Annotated in this window: 16 protein-coding genes; 3 read left to right on the forward strand and 13 right to left on the reverse strand. The window is 68.1% G+C overall.

What is annotated here, in order from left to right:
• Nucleotides 1-105: 105 nt before the first annotated feature.
• The 3 genes from trpA to trpB are packed head-to-tail and all read right to left on the reverse strand — an operon-like array spanning nt 106 to nt 2,811.
• On the reverse strand, nt 106-915 hold the full coding sequence (gene trpA, locus V3B25_RS10535; protein WP_049423833.1) for a tryptophan synthase subunit alpha: 810 nt from the start codon (nt 913-915) through the stop codon (nt 106-108).
• A 1-nt stretch (nt 916) separates the two neighbouring features.
• Nucleotides 917-1,597 (reverse strand): hypothetical protein, encoded by a 681-nt coding sequence (locus tag V3B25_RS10540; RefSeq protein ID WP_049423832.1) that lies wholly within the window; start codon nt 1,595-1,597, stop codon nt 917-919.
• The gene (gene trpB, locus V3B25_RS10545) at nt 1,594-2,811 is read right to left on the reverse strand and encodes a tryptophan synthase subunit beta (protein WP_014647880.1); all 1,218 of its coding nucleotides are present in this window, start codon (nt 2,809-2,811) and stop codon (nt 1,594-1,596) included. The genes V3B25_RS10540 and trpB overlap by 4 nt, the downstream gene beginning before the upstream one ends.
• Before the next feature lie 97 nt (nt 2,812-2,908).
• On the opposite strand from trpB, the gene V3B25_RS10550 reads away from it, so the two are divergent.
• Nucleotides 2,909-3,796, forward strand: coding sequence for a LysR family transcriptional regulator (locus V3B25_RS10550; protein ID WP_329810636.1), 888 nt, complete (start codon nt 2,909-2,911; stop codon nt 3,794-3,796).
• Between the two features lie 48 nt (nt 3,797-3,844).
• On the opposite strand, the gene V3B25_RS10555 is transcribed toward V3B25_RS10550, so the two are convergent.
• The 10 genes from V3B25_RS10555 to prmB all read right to left on the reverse strand — a co-directional run bounded on the left by V3B25_RS10555 (nt 3,845) and on the right by prmB (nt 14,904).
• Nucleotides 3,845-5,701: a peptidoglycan-binding protein gene (locus tag V3B25_RS10555; protein WP_329810637.1), complete on the reverse strand. Its 1,857-nt coding sequence runs from the start codon at nt 5,699-5,701 to the stop codon at nt 3,845-3,847.
• Nucleotides 5,702-5,749: 48 nt separating this feature from the next.
• Nucleotides 5,750-6,439: a hypothetical protein gene (locus V3B25_RS10560; protein ID WP_080355441.1), complete on the reverse strand. Its 690-nt coding sequence runs from the start codon at nt 6,437-6,439 to the stop codon at nt 5,750-5,752.
• Nucleotides 6,440-6,692: 253 nt separating this feature from the next.
• Entirely contained in the window at nt 6,693-7,349 is a 657-nt protein-coding gene (locus tag V3B25_RS10565; protein ID WP_019660598.1) for a phosphoribosylanthranilate isomerase, read from the reverse strand.
• On the reverse strand, nt 7,346-8,116 hold the full coding sequence (truA, locus tag V3B25_RS10570; protein WP_134952017.1) for a tRNA pseudouridine(38-40) synthase TruA: 771 nt from the start codon (nt 8,114-8,116) through the stop codon (nt 7,346-7,348). Before truA ends, V3B25_RS10565 begins: the two co-directional genes overlap by 4 nt.
• A gap of 32 nt (nt 8,117-8,148) precedes the next feature.
• Nucleotides 8,149-8,511, reverse strand: a complete 363-nt coding sequence (locus V3B25_RS10575) for a VOC family protein (protein ID WP_032128247.1) — start codon at nt 8,509-8,511, stop codon at nt 8,149-8,151.
• Nucleotides 8,512-8,537: 26 nt separating this feature from the next.
• A complete protein-coding gene (locus V3B25_RS10580; protein ID WP_329810639.1) occupies nt 8,538-10,592 on the reverse strand; it encodes a FimV/HubP family polar landmark protein in 2,055 nt (684 codons plus the stop codon).
• 130 nt (nt 10,593-10,722) lie between these two features.
• On the reverse strand, nt 10,723-11,751 hold the full coding sequence (locus V3B25_RS10585; RefSeq protein WP_053500248.1) for an aspartate-semialdehyde dehydrogenase: 1,029 nt from the start codon (nt 11,749-11,751) through the stop codon (nt 10,723-10,725).
• A gap of 93 nt (nt 11,752-11,844) precedes the next feature.
• Nucleotides 11,845-12,882, reverse strand: a complete 1,038-nt coding sequence (locus V3B25_RS10590) for a D-glycerate dehydrogenase (protein WP_329810640.1) — start codon at nt 12,880-12,882, stop codon at nt 11,845-11,847.
• The gene (gene aroC / locus V3B25_RS10595) at nt 12,875-13,978 is read right to left on the reverse strand and encodes a chorismate synthase (protein WP_049423823.1); all 1,104 of its coding nucleotides are present in this window, start codon (nt 13,976-13,978) and stop codon (nt 12,875-12,877) included. Before aroC ends, V3B25_RS10590 begins: the two co-directional genes overlap by 8 nt.
• A complete protein-coding gene (gene prmB / locus V3B25_RS10600) occupies nt 13,975-14,904 on the reverse strand; it encodes a 50S ribosomal protein L3 N(5)-glutamine methyltransferase (RefSeq protein ID WP_032128243.1) in 930 nt (309 codons plus the stop codon). Before prmB ends, aroC begins: the two co-directional genes overlap by 4 nt.
• Before the next feature lie 122 nt (nt 14,905-15,026).
• Between prmB and V3B25_RS10605 the strand changes: the two genes are divergently transcribed.
• Both V3B25_RS10605 and asd read left to right on the forward strand, forming a co-directional pair.
• Nucleotides 15,027-15,677: an SCO family protein gene (locus tag V3B25_RS10605; RefSeq protein WP_329810641.1), complete on the forward strand. Its 651-nt coding sequence runs from the start codon at nt 15,027-15,029 to the stop codon at nt 15,675-15,677.
• Nucleotides 15,674-16,516, forward strand: a complete 843-nt coding sequence (gene asd, locus V3B25_RS10610; RefSeq protein WP_006381472.1) for an archaetidylserine decarboxylase — start codon at nt 15,674-15,676, stop codon at nt 16,514-16,516. Before V3B25_RS10605 ends, asd begins: the two co-directional genes overlap by 4 nt.
• Nucleotides 16,517-16,603 lie beyond the last annotated feature (87 nt).

The raw sequence follows: 16,603 nt of genomic DNA on the forward strand, positions 1-16,603 counted from the left end.
CGGGGGGGACTGCGTGTGCGTGGCGGTAACGTGCCCGCCGCTGGCCGCCAACCCCCCCCCCCCCGGGGGCCCGGGGGGGGGCCGCCCCGCGCCCGGCACTACCCCTCAGGCGTCCAGCGCCTGCCGCAGCGGAGCCAGGAAGGTTCGAGCGCGCTGTGCGGCCTCTTCAGCCGAGCCCGCTTCGGCCAGCGCCGCCACCAGCGCGCTGCCGACCACCACGCCGTCGGCCTGGCGGGCCATCGCCGCAGCACTGTCGGCATCCTTGATGCCGAAGCCGGCCACCACTGGCACCGAAGCGCGCGCGCGCAGGGCCTGCAGGCGGGCACTGGCGGCATCGCTGTCCAGGCGCTCGGACGCGCCGGTGACACCGGCAAAGCTGACGTAGTAGAGGTAGCCACGGGCCAGCGCCAGCAGCTTGTCGGCGCGCGCCTCGCTGGTAGTCGGCGACGCCAGCAGGACCAGTGCCAGGCCCGCTGCATCGAAGGCCTGCTGCGCTTCGCCGGCTTCTTCCGGCGGCAGGTCGACCAGCAGCACGCCGTCCACACCTGCCTCCACGGCTGCCGTTGCGAAGGCCGCGTAGCCATGGATCTCCACCGGATTCAGGTAGCCCATCAGCACCACCGGCGTCTGAGCGTCACGCTCGCGGAACCGCGCAACGGCCTGCAGCACGTAGCGGCTGCCAGCACCACGCGCCAGCGCGCGCTCGGAGCTGCGCTGGATGGTCGGGCCGTCGGCCATCGGGTCGGAAAACGGCACGCCCAGTTCGATCACGTCGGCGCCGGCCTCGACCAGTGCGTGCATGACCGGCACGGTCGCCTCCAGCGAGGGATCACCGGCGGTGATGAAGGGAATCAGCGCCTTGCGCTGCTGTTCGCGCAGACGCAGGAAACAGGCATCGAGTCGGGATACGGGCATTTCAGGCACATCCTTCAATCAGTTCAATCGCATCGCTGGTTCCCCAGTACATCCGGGTGACCTTCCCTTCAAACAGTTCCAGGCGGATACCCAGGTCCGAACCCGGGTCCTGCCAGGTGAGGTACTCGCCCTGGTCACCGTCGTAGGCATGCGGGCTGGATACCGGCGGCTTCGGGAACTGCGCCATGGCCTGGGCACGGGTCATGCCGATGCGCAGGCCGAATGGACCGGGCTGTTCAACCGGCAGTTCCGGGTCGTCGCCCGGCTTCAGATCAAAACGGACCACGCGGTCGTCGTCGGTCATCATCGACACGCCCGGCGGCAACCCCCTGCCGTCGTAGTACTCGCAGTCGCCTTCGAAGAACTCTTTCGCGCCCTGTGCCTTCCAGGGCCCCAGTGACTTCAGGTCCCCCATGTGCTGGCCGACCAGCACTTCGCCGGCATGGTCCAGTGCCACCGAGGCGACGGCGGGGGCGTTGTCGCCGTTGCTCTCTTCCGCAGACGGCGGATCGACGATCGGCGTACGCGCCATCGGGTCGAGGTCATCGTTGGCGGCCGGCTGCTGTGCGGACTGCGCGGTGGCTTTGGCGGCCGGCGCAAGCACTGGCGGTTCCGGCGGCTGGCACGCGGCCAGGCCCAGCACCAGCAGAAGCACCCCGCTGTTCCGCAGCAGCGCGCTCACAGCACCAGCCCTTCGCGCGCGGCGATGGTGTGCACGTCCTTGTCGCCACGACCGGACAGGTTGCACAGCACGATCTGGTCACGCGGACGCTCACGCGCCAGCTTGATCGCCTGTGCCAGTGCGTGGCTGGACTCCAGTGCCGGCAGGATACCCTCGGTATGCGCCAGCAGGTGGAAGGCCTGCAGCGCTTCTTCATCGGTGATGCCGAGGTAGCGCGCACGGCCGGTATCGGCCAGGAAAGCATGCTCCGGGCCGACGCCCGGATAGTCCAGGCCGGCCGACACCGAGTGGGTCTCGATGATCTGGCCGTCGTCGTCGCACAGCACATAGGTGCGGTTGCCGTGCAGCACGCCGGGGCGACCCGCCGCGATGGAGGCGGCATGGCGACCGGTGCTGATGCCATCACCGGCAGCTTCGGCGCCGACGATCTCGACCTGGCGATCGTTGAGGAAGGCATGGAACAGGCCGATGGCATTGCTGCCGCCGCCGACGCAGGCGGTGATCGCATCCGGCAGGCGGCCGTACTCGGCCAGCATCTGCTCGCGTGCTTCGCGGCCGACGATGGCGTTGAAATCGCGCACCATGCGCGGGTACGGATCCGGACCAGCCACGGTGCCGATGATGTAGAAGGTGTCCTGCACGTTGGTCACCCAATCGCGCATCGCTTCGTTGAGCGCGTCCTTCAGGGTGGCCGAGCCGGAGGTGACCGGCACCACCGTCGCACCGAGCAGCTTCATTCGGTAGACGTTGATCTTCTGCCGCTCGATGTCGGTGGCGCCCATGTACACCACGCATTCCAGGCCCAAGCGCGCGGCAACGGTGGCACTGGCCACGCCATGCTGCCCGGCACCGGTCTCGGCGATGATGCGCTTCTTGCCCATCCGCGCGGCCAGCAGCGCCTGGCCGATGGTGTTGTTGATCTTGTGCGCACCGGTGTGGTTCAGGTCCTCGCGCTTGAGCAGGATCTGCGCACCGCCGACATGGTCGCTCAGGCGCTGGGCGTGATAGATCGGGCTCGGCCGGCCCACGTAATGGGCCAGGTCGCGGTCGTAAGCGGCCTGGAATGCCGGGTCCTGGCGGGCCTGGTCATAGGCCTGGGCCAGTTCCTGCAGCGGGCCGACCAGGGTTTCGGCAACGAAGCTGCCGCCGTAGCGGCCGAAGTGGCCCTGGGCATCCGGGAAGGCGTGGTAGTCGGCAATGGGGGAGGCAGACATGGAAGCGACCGCTGGTTCGAGACAGGTGGATACTCTAGCGCACGGGTCGTGACCGGAAAATGGATATTATCTGGCGCATATCGTCAGGAAATCTCACATGAGTCGTTCCCTGCTGCCTCCCCTCAATGCGCTGCGTGCGTTCGAGGCCACCGCCCGTCTCGGCGGCGTTGGCCGCGCCGCACACGACCTGCATGTCACCCACGGCGCGGTCAGCCGGCAACTGAAGCTGCTGGAGGATCATCTCGGCCTGGCATTGTTCCAGCGTGCCGGCCGCGGGCTGCGTCTGACCGCTGCGGGCACGCGACTGCAGGCCGCGTGCAGCGAGGCGTTCAGCGGCATCGAAGACTGCGTGCGCGAGCTGCGCCGGCCGACGGCGGCCCCAGCACTGGTGCTGGGCTGCAGCGGCAGCGTACTGGCGCGCTGGATGATCCCGCGCCTGCCCGTGCTGCAGGCCGCCCTGCCCGGCGTGCGCCTGCAGTGGTCGGCGCTGGATGGCAGTTTCACCGAAGCACAGGCGGCGCTGGATGCCGTGCTGCTGCTGGCGCAGGGGCCGTGGCCACGGGGCTGGCAGGTGCGTGAGCTGGCGCCGGAACGGGTCGGCGTGGTGGTGGCACCCTCGCATCCGGCCGCGCAGCGCCTGCGGCAGGTACCGCCCTCGGCGCTGCTGCAGGAAACGCTGCTGCACACCAGCTCACGGCCGCAGGCGTGGCCGGCGTGGGCGCAGGCGCACGATCTGGACACCGCGAAGCTGCAGCTGGGCACCGCTTTCGAACATCTGTACTACCTGCTGGAAGCAGCCGTGGCCGGGCTGGGCCCGGCGATCGCACCGGAGCCACTGGTGGCCGAAGATCTGGCAGCAGGCAGGCTGGTCGCACCGTGGGGGTTTACCGCCACCGGCGGCTTCTGGGTGCTGGCGCGGCCGGATGGCCCGGCCGATGCACGGGTGGACGCCCTGGCCGACTGGGCAGCAGCACAGCTGCAATGAGACGAGGCCCCGGGCGGCGTTCACCGCCCGGAGCCGGCAACACAGGCCTCAGCGACCGCCCATCGCGACCCGCTGCTGCTCCTCATGCACCTGCTGCTGGTGCGAAGGATCTGCCAGCAGCTTGGCACTGGTCTGCTCCAGCGACGGCGGCGCCTGGGCCAGGTCCACCGCGGTGCGGAAGCCCGGCGTCGTGCCCATCACGAACGCCTTGCCATCCTGCACCGTGATGCTCTGCAGCTTGTCGGCCGCGTCGATTCCGTTCTGCTTTGCATGCAGGGTGATATTGGCGGCAGCCTCTTCGGAAAACACGCTGGGAAGCTTGCTGCGGACGGCGTTGTGCAGTGCGTGGTCCGGATGCGATGCATCGTTCAGCGACGGCCCCTTCGGTACAGCCGCTGCAGGTTCATGGCCCTGCGCACGGCCCGCCGCCAGCGCGGCAGCGGTCTGGCGACCGACAATCCCATCGGCCACCAGCCCCTGCTGTTTCTGCAGCGCGATCACCGCTTCGCGGGTGTGATCACCAAAACGACCATCCTCTGACAACCGATGGCCCTGCGCATCACGCACACCGAGCTGGTTGAGAGTCTGCTGCAACGCCTGCACGTCGGCGCCACGCTGCCCCTGCTTCATCACCTCGCTGGCGGCCGCGTGTGATGCAGCCGGCTGCACGGTGGCGGTTGGCCGGGACAGCGCAGGTTCGCCATTGCCGTGCAGCGGCGCGCGCACCTGGAATTCCGGCTTCGGTGTCAGCGCACCAACGATGCGGGTGCTTCCGCCATCCCAGTACCCGCCCGGCCGGATGGTGACTTCGGCCGGCCCGGTGCTTCCCTGTGAACCGATGAACTGGATGTTTCCCTGCGCGTCGTAGCCTTTGAAAATGCCGACATGCTGGCCCTGCGACGAGGAGAACATCAGGATGTCGCCCTGCTTCAGCGTTCCGTTCGGTTTGCGTGCTTCGGCAGCCGAGGTCACATCGAAATGCTCGCGTGCGTAAGCCGTGGTGTTCGCACCATTGAACAGCGTCGACGTAGTGAACCCCGCAGCGTTCTCGCCACGCACGTCGTAACCCGCGTTCTTCAGGCCGCGCCATACGAACGCCGAGCAATCCACGCCGAAGCGTCCGTCACCATCGAGGTCACGCTCCAGCCGGCTGCTGTCGCGACCCGGGCGCGGATGGTCCGGGCGCCCGTATTCGTACTGGCGGCCTGAGGCCATGAAATGCTGATAGGCCTCGTTGTAGAGTGCGGCACTGCCGACTGCAGCCGCGGCCTGGCCCGCAGCGGGCGCCGCCGCCGAAGGCGTCTGTACCTGCGGTTGGGTCTGGGTCTGCACGGGCGCAGCCGCCGGTGTGCGCGTGGGAGGCTGCTGCGTGGCAACCTCACCCGGCTGCCAGCCCTCGAAACGGCGGATGCCGTCGGCCAGCACTTCACGCTCGCGCACGCTCATCTGGCCGACGGTCTTCGAGCGCAGGTCGACACCCTGGCGATCGCCTTCGGCATAGATGGTGGCCGCCTGCTCCTTGTGGTGGGTGGTGCCGCTGTAATCCTTGGTGGAGTAGCTCGGCAGCATTTCCTCCACGGTCTTGTCGCCGAACCGGCGTTCGAGCAGCTGGATCTTCGCCACCCGGCCGGCTTCATAGCTTTCGAAAACCGCGTTGCCCCATTGGTCAAGATCGACCACGCCCTTGTAGCGCCCCTGCGCCGATTCCAGCGCCTGCTCGCGGGTACGCGGATTGGTTACCGTCTTGTCCGCGCTGCCGGCGAATTCAAACTTGAGGTTGCCAGGATTGTTGTTGCGCCACGAGACGCTGCCGCCTGATCGTTCGACGACACTGCCATCGTCCATTTCCAGCGTGCGCGTGGTACCTACGCTGCTGATCAGCCGGGTGATTTTTGGATCCGACATGAGCTGTTCCTTTGCCAGTGGTTGATTGGACCGCTCCCCTGGCGGTGATTACATTCCGTTGGAAAACACGTCGAGCACGTCCGCACTGACCCAGCCCTGTGCGCAGTTCCCGGCGTAACGTCCCGGCGCCGCCGCATGGCAGGCCTCGCCCCCCGTGGTCGCCAGGCCAGTGATCGGCCTGTCGCCATAGGTGTCACACAACGTGTTGCCCTTGCACTTGCCGACCGTCGCAGCGGGAACCGCAACGACGTAATAGAACAGCGGATTCTGTCCGGTGCGTCCGATGCCCTGCACGCAGACCAGCTGCCCCTTCGACAGCTTCGCGGTCACGCTGGCCTTGCTGCCGGTGGATGGCACCGCACTCAACGTCTCCACGCCCTTGGCATCGGCTACGCCAGCGAAGAAACCCTGGTCGCCACAGTCCGGCGACAGTTCGACATCGTAGAAATCACCGCTGTCCACATCGCCCGCCGTGCAGCCGCTGCCTGTACTGGCGTTGCTGCATTTCACGCCACTGGCCTGGATCAGCGCAGCCAGGCCGTCGGCTGCCGGTGCTGCCGCCGGAACCGTGGCCGGTGCTGTGGCAGGTGCATCTGCCGGTGCGGCAGCGGCCGGTGCCGATGCGGTCGGGGCGGATGAGTCACCGGCCGCACACGCGCCCAAGGCAAGCAGCAGGCTGGGCACGAGCGTCAGGCGGGCCAGGCGGATACGGCGGGAAGAGAGATGGGGCATATCCATTGCGTCCTCGTTCGAAAGGTAGGGCGTATATCAAGGGTGCGGCCAGCGACACGCACACGGCATCGCACCCAGCCAAGACAGGCTGGGCGCATTGTGTCCGATCAGATGTTCGGGGGGTGTCGACTTTTTGGCGCTGGAACCTGAATTACCCGAAAGCGTGATATTCATCGCATTCAGGATTCGCCCGCCTTCACGGCACGGCGGAATGCACCGTCGACGATGACATTCCGGGTGACCCCTCAGGTGACGCGGATCACTCCAGAACGGTGCAATCCGCGCGACGCACTTCTTCGACGAAGGTGCGCATCTTGTAGCCGTCCTTGATGCCCGGCTCCAGCTCGATACCGCTGGAGACGTCCACGCCCCACGGCAGCGTCGCCAGCACGGCATCGTAGACGTTCTCAGGGTTCAGGCCACCGGCCAGCAGGAACGGCCGGTGCAACCCGGTCGGAACGCGGCCCCAGTCGAACGCCACGCCGGTGCCGCCACCGCCACCCGGGGCGTGGCTGTCGAACAGGAAGCCGGCAGCGCTGGGGTAGCGCAGCTGCAGGGTGCGGGCGTTGACCTCTTCACGGCCGCCCATGGCGATCGCCTTCAGGTACGGCATGTTGAAGCTGCGGCAGAAGCTTTCGTCTTCCTCACCATGGAACTGCAGCAGGGTCGGACGTACCGTACGCAGCACCTCGCGCACTTCCTCCTTGCTGTTGTTGCGGAACAGCGCCACCACGTCGACCATCGGCGCGATCGCCTGGCGCATCGCGCGGGCCTCGGCCGGTGCAACCCGGCGGCTGCTCTCGCGGGCAAAGATGAAACCCACTGCGTCCACGCCCAGCTCACCGGCCAGGCGGACGTCGCCGGCACGGGTCATTCCACAGAACTTGATGCGCGTACGGTAGTAGGAACGGCTCATAGCGTGACCTCGGCGGGCAGATGCCAGTTGTCGGGGTACAGGGGCCCAAGGAACACCAGGCCCTGCGGCGGTGCGGTGGGACCAGCTACGGTGCGGTCGCGCCCGGCCAGCAGTTCGGCGATCCATTCCACCGGTTTTTCGCCGCTGCCCACCAGGATCAACGATCCGACGATATTGCGGACCATGTGATGAAGAAATGCATTGCCACGTACTGCGACTTCGATCACTTCGCCATGACGGCTGACCTGCAGCGACTGCAGTTCACGCCGCGCATGCAGCGCCTGGCACTGCACCGAACGGAACGCGCTGAAGTCATTCTCACCAAGCAATGCCTGGCCGGCGGCATGCATCAGGGTCTCGTCCAGCGCACGGCGCTCCCAGCTCAGGGTCTGCCGGTCCAGCGCAGGCCGTACCTCGCGGTTGAGCAGACGATAGCGATAGCGGCGCGCACGCGCGGAGAAGCGGGCGTGGAAATCATCGGCCACCGGCACGCACCAGCGCACCGCGATCGAGCGCGGCAGGCGGGTGGTGGTGCCGAGCATCCAGGCGCGCGGATCGCGCACCACGTCGGTATCGAAATGCACGACCTGGCACTGGCCATGCACGCCGGCATCGGTACGGCCGGCGCAGATCACCTGCAGCGGCGCATCAGCCACCGATGACAGGGCCTGCTCGAGGCTGGCCTGCACGCTGGGACCACCCTCGCCCAGGTTCTGCCAGCCCCTGAAATCGCTGCCGTCGTACTCGACGCCAAGCGCATAACGCATGTGCTACCTCGATGTTGCGGATGGGGCGGCGCTCAGGCCGGATCGCGTTCGGACCAGACCGCCAGTTCGTTGCCACCGGGCTCGACGAACTGGAAGCGGCTGCCACCGGGGAAAGAAAACACCGCGCGCACGATCTCGCCGCCGGCGTCGCGCACGGCGGCCTCGACCGGTGCCAGTGCGTCGGCATACAGCACCAGCAGCGGTGCACCGCTGTCGCTGGCCCGCTGCGGCTGGCCACGGAAGAAGCCGCCCTGCAGGCGGCCATCGTCGAACGCCGTGTAGTCGCTGCCGTAGTCGACGAACGACCAGCCGAACACCTTCTCGAAGAAGGCACGGCTGGCAGCCGGGTCGCTGGACGCGAATTCAACGTAGTCGATGCGGCGTTCGCGGCTCATGGCAAGGTCCTTGTCGGCAGATTCGGTCACGGCAGGCGGGCCAGCAGTTCGCGGGCCTGGGCCTGGCTGTGCAGGTCACCGCCTTCGGCGACTTCCAGCAACAGCGTGCGCGCCGTCTGCGCGTCGCCCAGATCGAGGTAGGCAATGGCCAGTTCCAGGCGCTCCTGGCCGGCACGTGGCGACCAGCCGGCGTCGCCGGCAGGCGCGGCCGCGCTCGACGCGATGTCGTCGGAATGAGAGGCCTCGATGCTGCCATGGTCGATGCCGTCGATGGCTTCGGGATGAGCGGCATCCGCCGGCGCCTCGTTGTCATGCGCGTCGGCCGGCAGATCGAACACGCCGCGGAACTGCGGCTGCTGTTCGGCATGCAGTGCGTAATCCGGCACCGCCACGTCGGCCGGCGCCTGCAGTACAACGCGTTCGTCCTGCAGCGGCACGGCGACGGCAGCCTCGTCGGCGGTGGTTGCGGAATCGTCCCAGCGCGGCAGATCGGTCACCGCTTCGGGCAAGGCCACCGCGTCCTCGTCGCGCAGCGTGTCGGCCTGCCAGTCGGCCCGTACCGCGCGCTCGGCGACAGGTTCGGCGACCACTACGTCGTGCACTTCGGTTTCGGTCGCCCAGTCGGGCATCGCCGGTTCCTGGCGGCCGTTGCCGGCAACAGCCGATGACCACGAGGACTGCTCGGCCAGCGTATCCAGCGCCGCACCCGCCGGCACCGCTGCGGCCAGGCCGGCGGCATCGTCTTCCTCACGCAGCGGCGGCAGCGGCGACGGCTTGCGACGACGCAGCAGCCAGGCGGCGCCCGCCGCCAGCAGCAGCACCGGCAGCCCCAGCCAGTACCACGGCGTTGCCGCATCGCGGGCATCCGGTGCCTGCGCCAGGCGCTGCTGCGCGGCGGCCAGATCGTTGTCCTTCATCGCGATCAGCGACTGCTGCTGTTCCTTGAGCTTTTCCAGGTCGGCCACGCGCTGCTTCAGTTCGCCGATCTCGGCATCGCGGGTGGCGATGTCCTCACGCGCCTGGCGCAGTTGTTCGTTGCCCAGCATGTCACCCTCGCTGCCGGCAGCGGTGCCGGTGGTTGTGCCCGCGTGCGCGGCGTCGGACGCCAGCGCCGGAGCGATCTCAAGTCGTGCCCCATTGGCCGCAGCCGGGGAAGAAGCGCTCGTGGCTGCCGCCTTGGCAACCGGTGCGGCCATGCCCACCGGTTGCGGCACGGTACGCGCCTGCCGCCATTGCGCGGCATGCTCGCGCACGAGCGTCGCCGCGTCGGCAGCGTCGACCGCAGCAAGCGCATCACTGCCGGGCATGCGCAGCACCGCACCCTGCTTGAGCAGGTTGACGTTGCCGCGGATGAAGGCTTCGGGATTGGCACGCAGCAGGGCAATCATCGCGCGGTCGCGACTGACCTGGTTGCCACGTGCCACCGCACTGGCGATCTGCGACAGGGTCTGCCCGCGCTGCACGGTGATGCTGCCATCCGCCGCCGGTGCAGCAACTGGCGCGGAGGCCGCACGCGGGCGTGCCGGTGCTGGCGCCACCGCTGGTGGCGGCGTCGTGGGCGTCTCTGCTGCTGGCACCGAAGCCGGTGCAGGTTCGCGCACGATGGTATTGGAGAGCGTACCGGCCGGCGCGACGATTTCCGGCTCGGCCACGGCCAACGCACTGGGCGGCGCATCGACCAGTGCCGAGTACTCACGCACCAGGCGGCCCTGGCCCCAGTCGGCTTCGATCAGGAAGCTGAGCGACGGCGTCTCCACCGGCGCCTGCGAGGTGACGCGCACCACCGCCCTGCCCTGCGTGTCGCGGGTCAGTTCGAACTGCAGTTCACTGACCAGTCCGGTTGGCCGCTGCAGGCCGACACGTTCGAAGGTGACCGGTGAGGCCAGCGCCACGCGCAGGTTTTCCAGTTCGGACGGGTCCGCCGAGACCACCGGGATTTCGGCCAGCAGGGGCTGGCCCGGCTTGGACAGGACCCGGATGTCGCCCAACCCCAGGGCAAGCGCCGAACTGCTGGCCAGGGCGAGCAGTGCGGCGGACAGATAGGTGAGCGGGCGCTTTGCGCCCTTGGCCCGTTTATTCATGGGCGACACTATAAAGCGTGCGGACCGGGGTCCGCACCCACCGATGGGAGACCTTCGGTAGTGGGGGGCGGGGGGGGGGCGCCCCCCCCCCCCCCCGCCCCCGCCACTACCGGTGAGGCAACCGCTGTGATCAGCGCTGCTCGGCGGCGACCAGCTCGGCCAGCTGCACGGCATTCAACGCCGCGCCCTTGCGCACGTTGTCCGACACGATCCACAGGTTCAGGCCGCGCGGGTGCGACAGGTCCTCACGGATGCGGCCGACGTACACCGCGTCGGTGCCCGACGCATGCGTGACCGGGGTCGGGTAACCACCGGCTTCGTGACGATCGACCACTTCGATGCCCGGCGACTGCTCCAGCAGCGCGCGCGCTTCTGCGACGGTCACCTTGTCGCGGGTCTCGATCGCGACCGACTCGGAGTGGCCGTAGAACACCGGCACACGCACCGCGGTCGGGTTCACCAGGATGCTGTCGTCGCCGAGGATCTTGCGGGTCTCCCAGATCAGCTTCATCTCTTCCTTGGTGAAACCGTTGTCCTGGAAGTCATCGATGTGGGGGATCAGGTTGAAGGCGATCTGCACCGGGAAGCGCTGCGGATCGATTTCCTGGAAGCTGAGCAGCTGGCCAGTCTGCTTGCCCAGTTCCTCGGTGGCCGAACGACCACCGCCGGACACCGACTGGTAGGTGGAGACGTTGATGCGCTCGATGCCGTACTTGCGGTGCAGCGGCGCCAGCGCCACCAGCATCTGCATGGTCGAGCAGTTCGGGTTGGCGATGATGCCGCGCGGACGGTTGGCCACCTGTTCCGGATTGACCTCGGACACCACCAGCGGTACGTCATCGTCGTAACGGAAGGCCGAGGAGTTGTCGATCACCACCGCACCGGCAGCGGCGAACTTCGGTGCGTATTCCTTGGACACGCTGCCACCGGCCGAGAACAGCGCGATCTCGACACCGGTCGGATCGAAGGTGGCCAGGTCCTGCACCTTGACCTTCTGGCCGTTGAACTCGATCTCGCCGCCGGCCGAACGTTCCGAAGCGAGGACGCTCAGGGTGCCGACCGGGAAATCACGCTCGGCCAGGATCGACAACATGGTCTCGCCGACCGCACCGGTGGCACCGACGACGGCAACGTGGAAACTGCGCTGTGCATTGCTCATGGGGGAAAACTCTCACGAAAACGGGAATGGGGAAGAAACACGCACGACAGCTGGGTTCGGGGAACCTCCTCAGGCGGGGCGCGCGGAGGTTCCCTATCGTTTCCCGGTTTTTTTGCCCAGAGTCACGCGCGCGGCCATCGCCGCGTCAGCGTTGATCGCGCTCGGCATGCGCGACGGGCCGCCGTCCAGGCCGAGCCCGGCAACCAGATTATCCACGGCCAGCTGTACCATCGCCGTGCGCGTGGCCAGCGAGGCGCTGCCGATGTGCGGAGTGAGCACGACGTTGCGCAGCGCCAGCAGTTCGGGGCGTACCTTTGGCTCGCCTTCGTACACATCCAGACCCGCTGCAGCAAGGCGGCCGTTGGCCAGCGCATCGGCCAGCGCGATCTCATCGACCAGGCCGCCGCGGGCGATGTTCACCAGCGTCGCCGACGGCTTCATCTTCGCCAGTGCGGCGGCATCGATCAGGTGATGCGAGGCCGGGGTATACGGCAGCACCAGCAGCAGGTGATCGGACTGCGCCAGCAGCGTGTCCAGGTCAACGTAACGGGCCCCCACCTCCGCCTCGATCGCGGCCGGAAGCTGCGAACGGTTGTGGTACAGCACCTTCATGCCGAAACCATGCGCGCCGCGGCGGGCGATGCCCTGGCCGATGCGGCCCATGCCAAGGATGCCCAGCGTACTGCCGTGGATGTCGGCACCGAGCATGGTCTGGAACGACCACTGCTTCCACTGGCCTTCGCGCAGCCAGCGCTCGGATTCAGTGATGCGGCGCGCGGCGGCCATCAACAGAGCGAAACCGAGATCGGCGGTGGTTTCAGTCAGGACGTCCGGGGTATTGCTGGCGAGGATGCCGGCCGCACTGAGCGCGTCGACGTCCAGGTTGTTGTAGCCGACACCGACATTGGCGATCACCTGCAGCTGCGCGGCATCGGCCACCTGGGCCGCGCCGATGCGCTCGTTGAGGGTGATGATGGCGCCGTCGGCGCTGGCCAGCTGTTCGGCGATCTGGTCGGGCGACCAAGCGGTGACGGTGTCGGTGCTGCGCAGCTGCACGCGATCGCGCAGCGGCGCGATGGCCGCGTCGATCAGCGGCTGGCTCACCCACACGGTCGGCCGCGTGTCAGCCATCGATCTGCCCGGGAATACGCGGGGTGATCGTGCCGACATCGCCGCACTGCGCCCGATGACGCAGCGCCTGGTCCATCAGCACCATCGCCACCATCGCCTCGGCGATCGGGGTGGCGCGGATGCCGACGCAGGGATCGTGGCGACCGGTGGTGACCACCTCGACCACGTTGCCGGCGGTGTCCAGCGACGGGCCCGGCAGGCGCAGGCTGGAAGTCGGCTTCAACACCATCGACGCAACCACCGGCTGGCCGGTGGAGATGCCACCGAGGATGCCGCCGGCATGGTTGCTGGCGAAGCCCTGCGGGGTCAGCAGGTCGCGGTGTTCGGTGCCCTTCTGTGCGGCGCTGGCGAAACCGTCGCCGATCTCAACGCCCTTCACCGCGTTGATGCTCATCAGCGCGGCAGCCAGTTCGCCATCGAGCTTGCCGTAGATCGGCTCGCCCCAGCCTGGCGGCACGTTGTCGGCCACCACGTCCACGCGCGCACCGACCGAATCACCGGACTTGCGCAGCGCATCCATGTACGCCTCCAGTTCCGGCACCTGTGCGGCGTGCGGCCAGAAGAAGGGATTGTCTTCCACCGCCGACCAGTCGAAACCGGCCGGGGTGATCTCGCCCAGCTGCGACAGGTAGCCGCGCACGGTCACGCCGAAGCGCTCGGCCAGCCATTTCTTGGCGACTACGCCGGCGGCCACGCGCATGGTGGTCTCGCGCGCGGAAGAACGGCCGCCACCGCGCGGGTCGCGGATGCCGTACTTGTGCCAGTAGCTGTAGTCGGCATGACCCGGCCGGAACTGCTGGCCGATATTGGCGTAATCCTTGCTGCGCTGGTCGGTGTTGCGGATCAGCAGCGCGATCGGCGTGCCGGTGGTCAGGCCCTCGTACACGCCGGACAGGATCTCGACCTCGTCCGCCTCGCGGCGCGCTGAGGTGTGCCGGCTCTTGCCGGTAGCGCGACGCTGCAGGTCGTGGGCGAATTCGGCCGCGTCCAGCGCCAGCCCCGGAGGGCAGCCATCGATCACGCAGCCGATGGCCGGCCCGTGCGACTCGCCGAACGTGGTGACGGTGAACAGCTTGCCGAACGAATTGGAGCTCACGGGCGCTGCGCCGCCAGCTCGGTGATGCGCGCGCTGTGGGCGATCAGCTCGCGGCATTCGACCGCGAAGATGCCCATCTGGCCGACCTTGAATTCGATCCAGGCGAAGTCGACTTCCGGCAGCAGCTTGATCAGGTGCTGCTCGGATTCGCCCACTTCACAGATCAGCAGACCGTCTTCGCTCAGGTGCAGCGGCGCATCGCGCAGGATCTTCAGCACCAGGTCCAGGCCGTCGTCGCCGGCACGCAGGCCCATCTCCGGCTCGTAGGAGTATTCCTGCGGCAGGGCATCGGTCTCGTCGTTGGTGACGTACGGGGGGTTGGTGACGATCAGGTCGTAGTGGCGACCGGTCAGGCCGTTGAACAGGTCCGACTTGAGCAGGGTCACGTTGTGCGCCTGCAGGCGTTCCTTGTTTTCCTCGGCCAGCGACAGCGCGTCGTCGCTCAGGTCGACACCGTCCACTTCCCAGTTCGGGTAATAGTGGCCCATGGCGATGGCGATGCAGCCCGAACCGGTGCACAGGTCCAGCGCACGGCTGACATCGCGGCCGGCCAACCACGGCTCGAAGCCGCACTCGATCAGTTCAGCGATCGGCGAGCGCGGCACCAGGGCGCGCTTGTCGCTCTTGAAGCTCAGACCGGCGAACCAGGCCTCACCGGTCAGGTAGGCGGCCGGGATGCGTTCGTCGATGCGACGCTGGAACAGTTCCAGCACACGCACCTTCTCTTCCTGCAGCAGACGCGCCTGGCCGTACGCCGGGCCGAGGTCGTGCGGCAGGTGCAGGCTGTGCAGCACCAGCTGGGTGGCCTCGTCCAGCGCATTGTCGTAGCTGTGACCGAAGGTCAGCCCGGCTTCGTTGAAACGGCTGGTGCCGTAGCGGATCAGATCGATGATCGTGTGGAGTTCGGCGGCCGTTTCAGCGGTCATGGCGGTACTGCGGGCAAAGTGGCCCCCGATTATAGGGGCTGGCGCCCGCGGCGGCATCCGTTGCGGCAGAAACGATCGGGCCGCAGCCGGTATGATGGAGCCCACTTCGCGCGGGGGCTCCCATGTTCAATCGCAACGCCGGCATCATCCTGCTGATCGCCCTGGCGGCGGGTCTCGGCCTGCTGGCCGCCCAGCAGGTGTTCGCGCCGAAACCGCCGGCCAATGCCCCGGCCACCGAAGCGATCACGCTGTACCCGCAGCCGCGCGAACTGCCCGACTTCAACCTGGCCCAGTCCGACGGCACCCGCCTGATCCCGGGCGAACTGAAGGGCCACTGGACCCTGGTATTCCTGGGCTTCACCTTCTGCCCGGACGTCTGCCCGACCACCCTGGCCGAGCTGGCCGGCGCGCAGAACCAGTGGGAAGCCCTGCCCGACAGCCTGCGCCCACGCGTGCTGTTCATCTCGGTCGACCCGGACCGTGACAGCGCCACCCGCCTCGGCGAGTACGTGCACGGCTTCCACAAGGACACCCTGGCCGCCACCGCCGATGTGCCCTCGCTGGAGCGCTTCGCCACCTCGCTGGGCTTCGTGTTCCAGAAGGTGTCGGGCAAGCACTTCGACGAGAACCCCGAGGATTACACCGTCGAGCACTCGGCCAGCCTGGCCGTGCTCGACCCGCAGGGCCGCCTTGCCGGCCTGGTACGCCCCCCGTTCAACGCGCCGGCCATTGCCCGCGACCTGCAGAAGCTGACCGAGAAAACCGCCCCATGAGCCTCACCACCGCCCTGACGTACGCCCTGCCCCACCGCCTGCTGTCCTCGATGGCGCGTTCGCTGGCGTACTCGGACGATCCGCGCGTGTCGCGCTGGCTGATCGACACGGTCACCCGCAAGTTCAACGTCAATCTGGACGAAGCGGCCAACCCGGACCCGCGCAGCTATGCCACCTTCAACCAGTTCTTCACCCGTGCGCTGAAGCCGGGCGCGCGCGTGGCCGATGCCGATCCGCGCAGCCTGGTGATGCCGGCCGATGGCCGCATCAGCCAGCTCGGCAGGATCGAGGCCGGCCGCATCTTCCAGGCCAAGGGCCAGTCGTTCACCGCCGCCGAACTGCTGGGCAGTGACGAGGATGCCAAGCCGTACAACGACGGCCTGTACGCCACCGTGTACCTGTCGCCGCGCGACTACCATCGCGTGCACATGCCGTGGACCGGCACCCTGCGCGAAACCGTGCACGTGCCCGGCCGCCTGTTCAGCGTCGGCCCGGCCGCCGTCAACGGCGTGCCGCGCCTGTTCGCGCGCAACGAGCGCCTGGTCTGCCATTTCGATACCAGCTTCGGCCCGATGGTCAGCGTGATGGTCGGTGCGCTGCTGGTGTCCGGCGTGGAAACCGTGTGGAGCGGCGAAGAAATTCCGGCCTACGGTGACCGCATCACCCGCAAGGACTACCGCGGCCAGGGCATCCAGCTGGAGCGTTTCGCCGAGATGGCGCGCTTCAACTACGGCTCGACCGTGATCGTGCTGCTGCCGCCGGGCGTAGCCGAGTTCGCCCCGCAGCTGGGCGCCGAAAGCCCGGTGCAGCTGGGCCAGGCGCTGGCGAAGCTGCGCTGAGGCTTCGGTAGTGGCGGGGGGGGGGGGGGGGGGGCGGGGGTGGGGACCGCCGCGGCGCGCCGCGCGCCCGGCGGCGGGCCCGGGCGG

It is taken from the genome of Stenotrophomonas sp. SMYL8 (genome assembly GCF_036320065.1).
GTDB lineage: Bacteria > Pseudomonadota > Gammaproteobacteria > Xanthomonadales > Xanthomonadaceae > Stenotrophomonas > Stenotrophomonas maltophilia_A.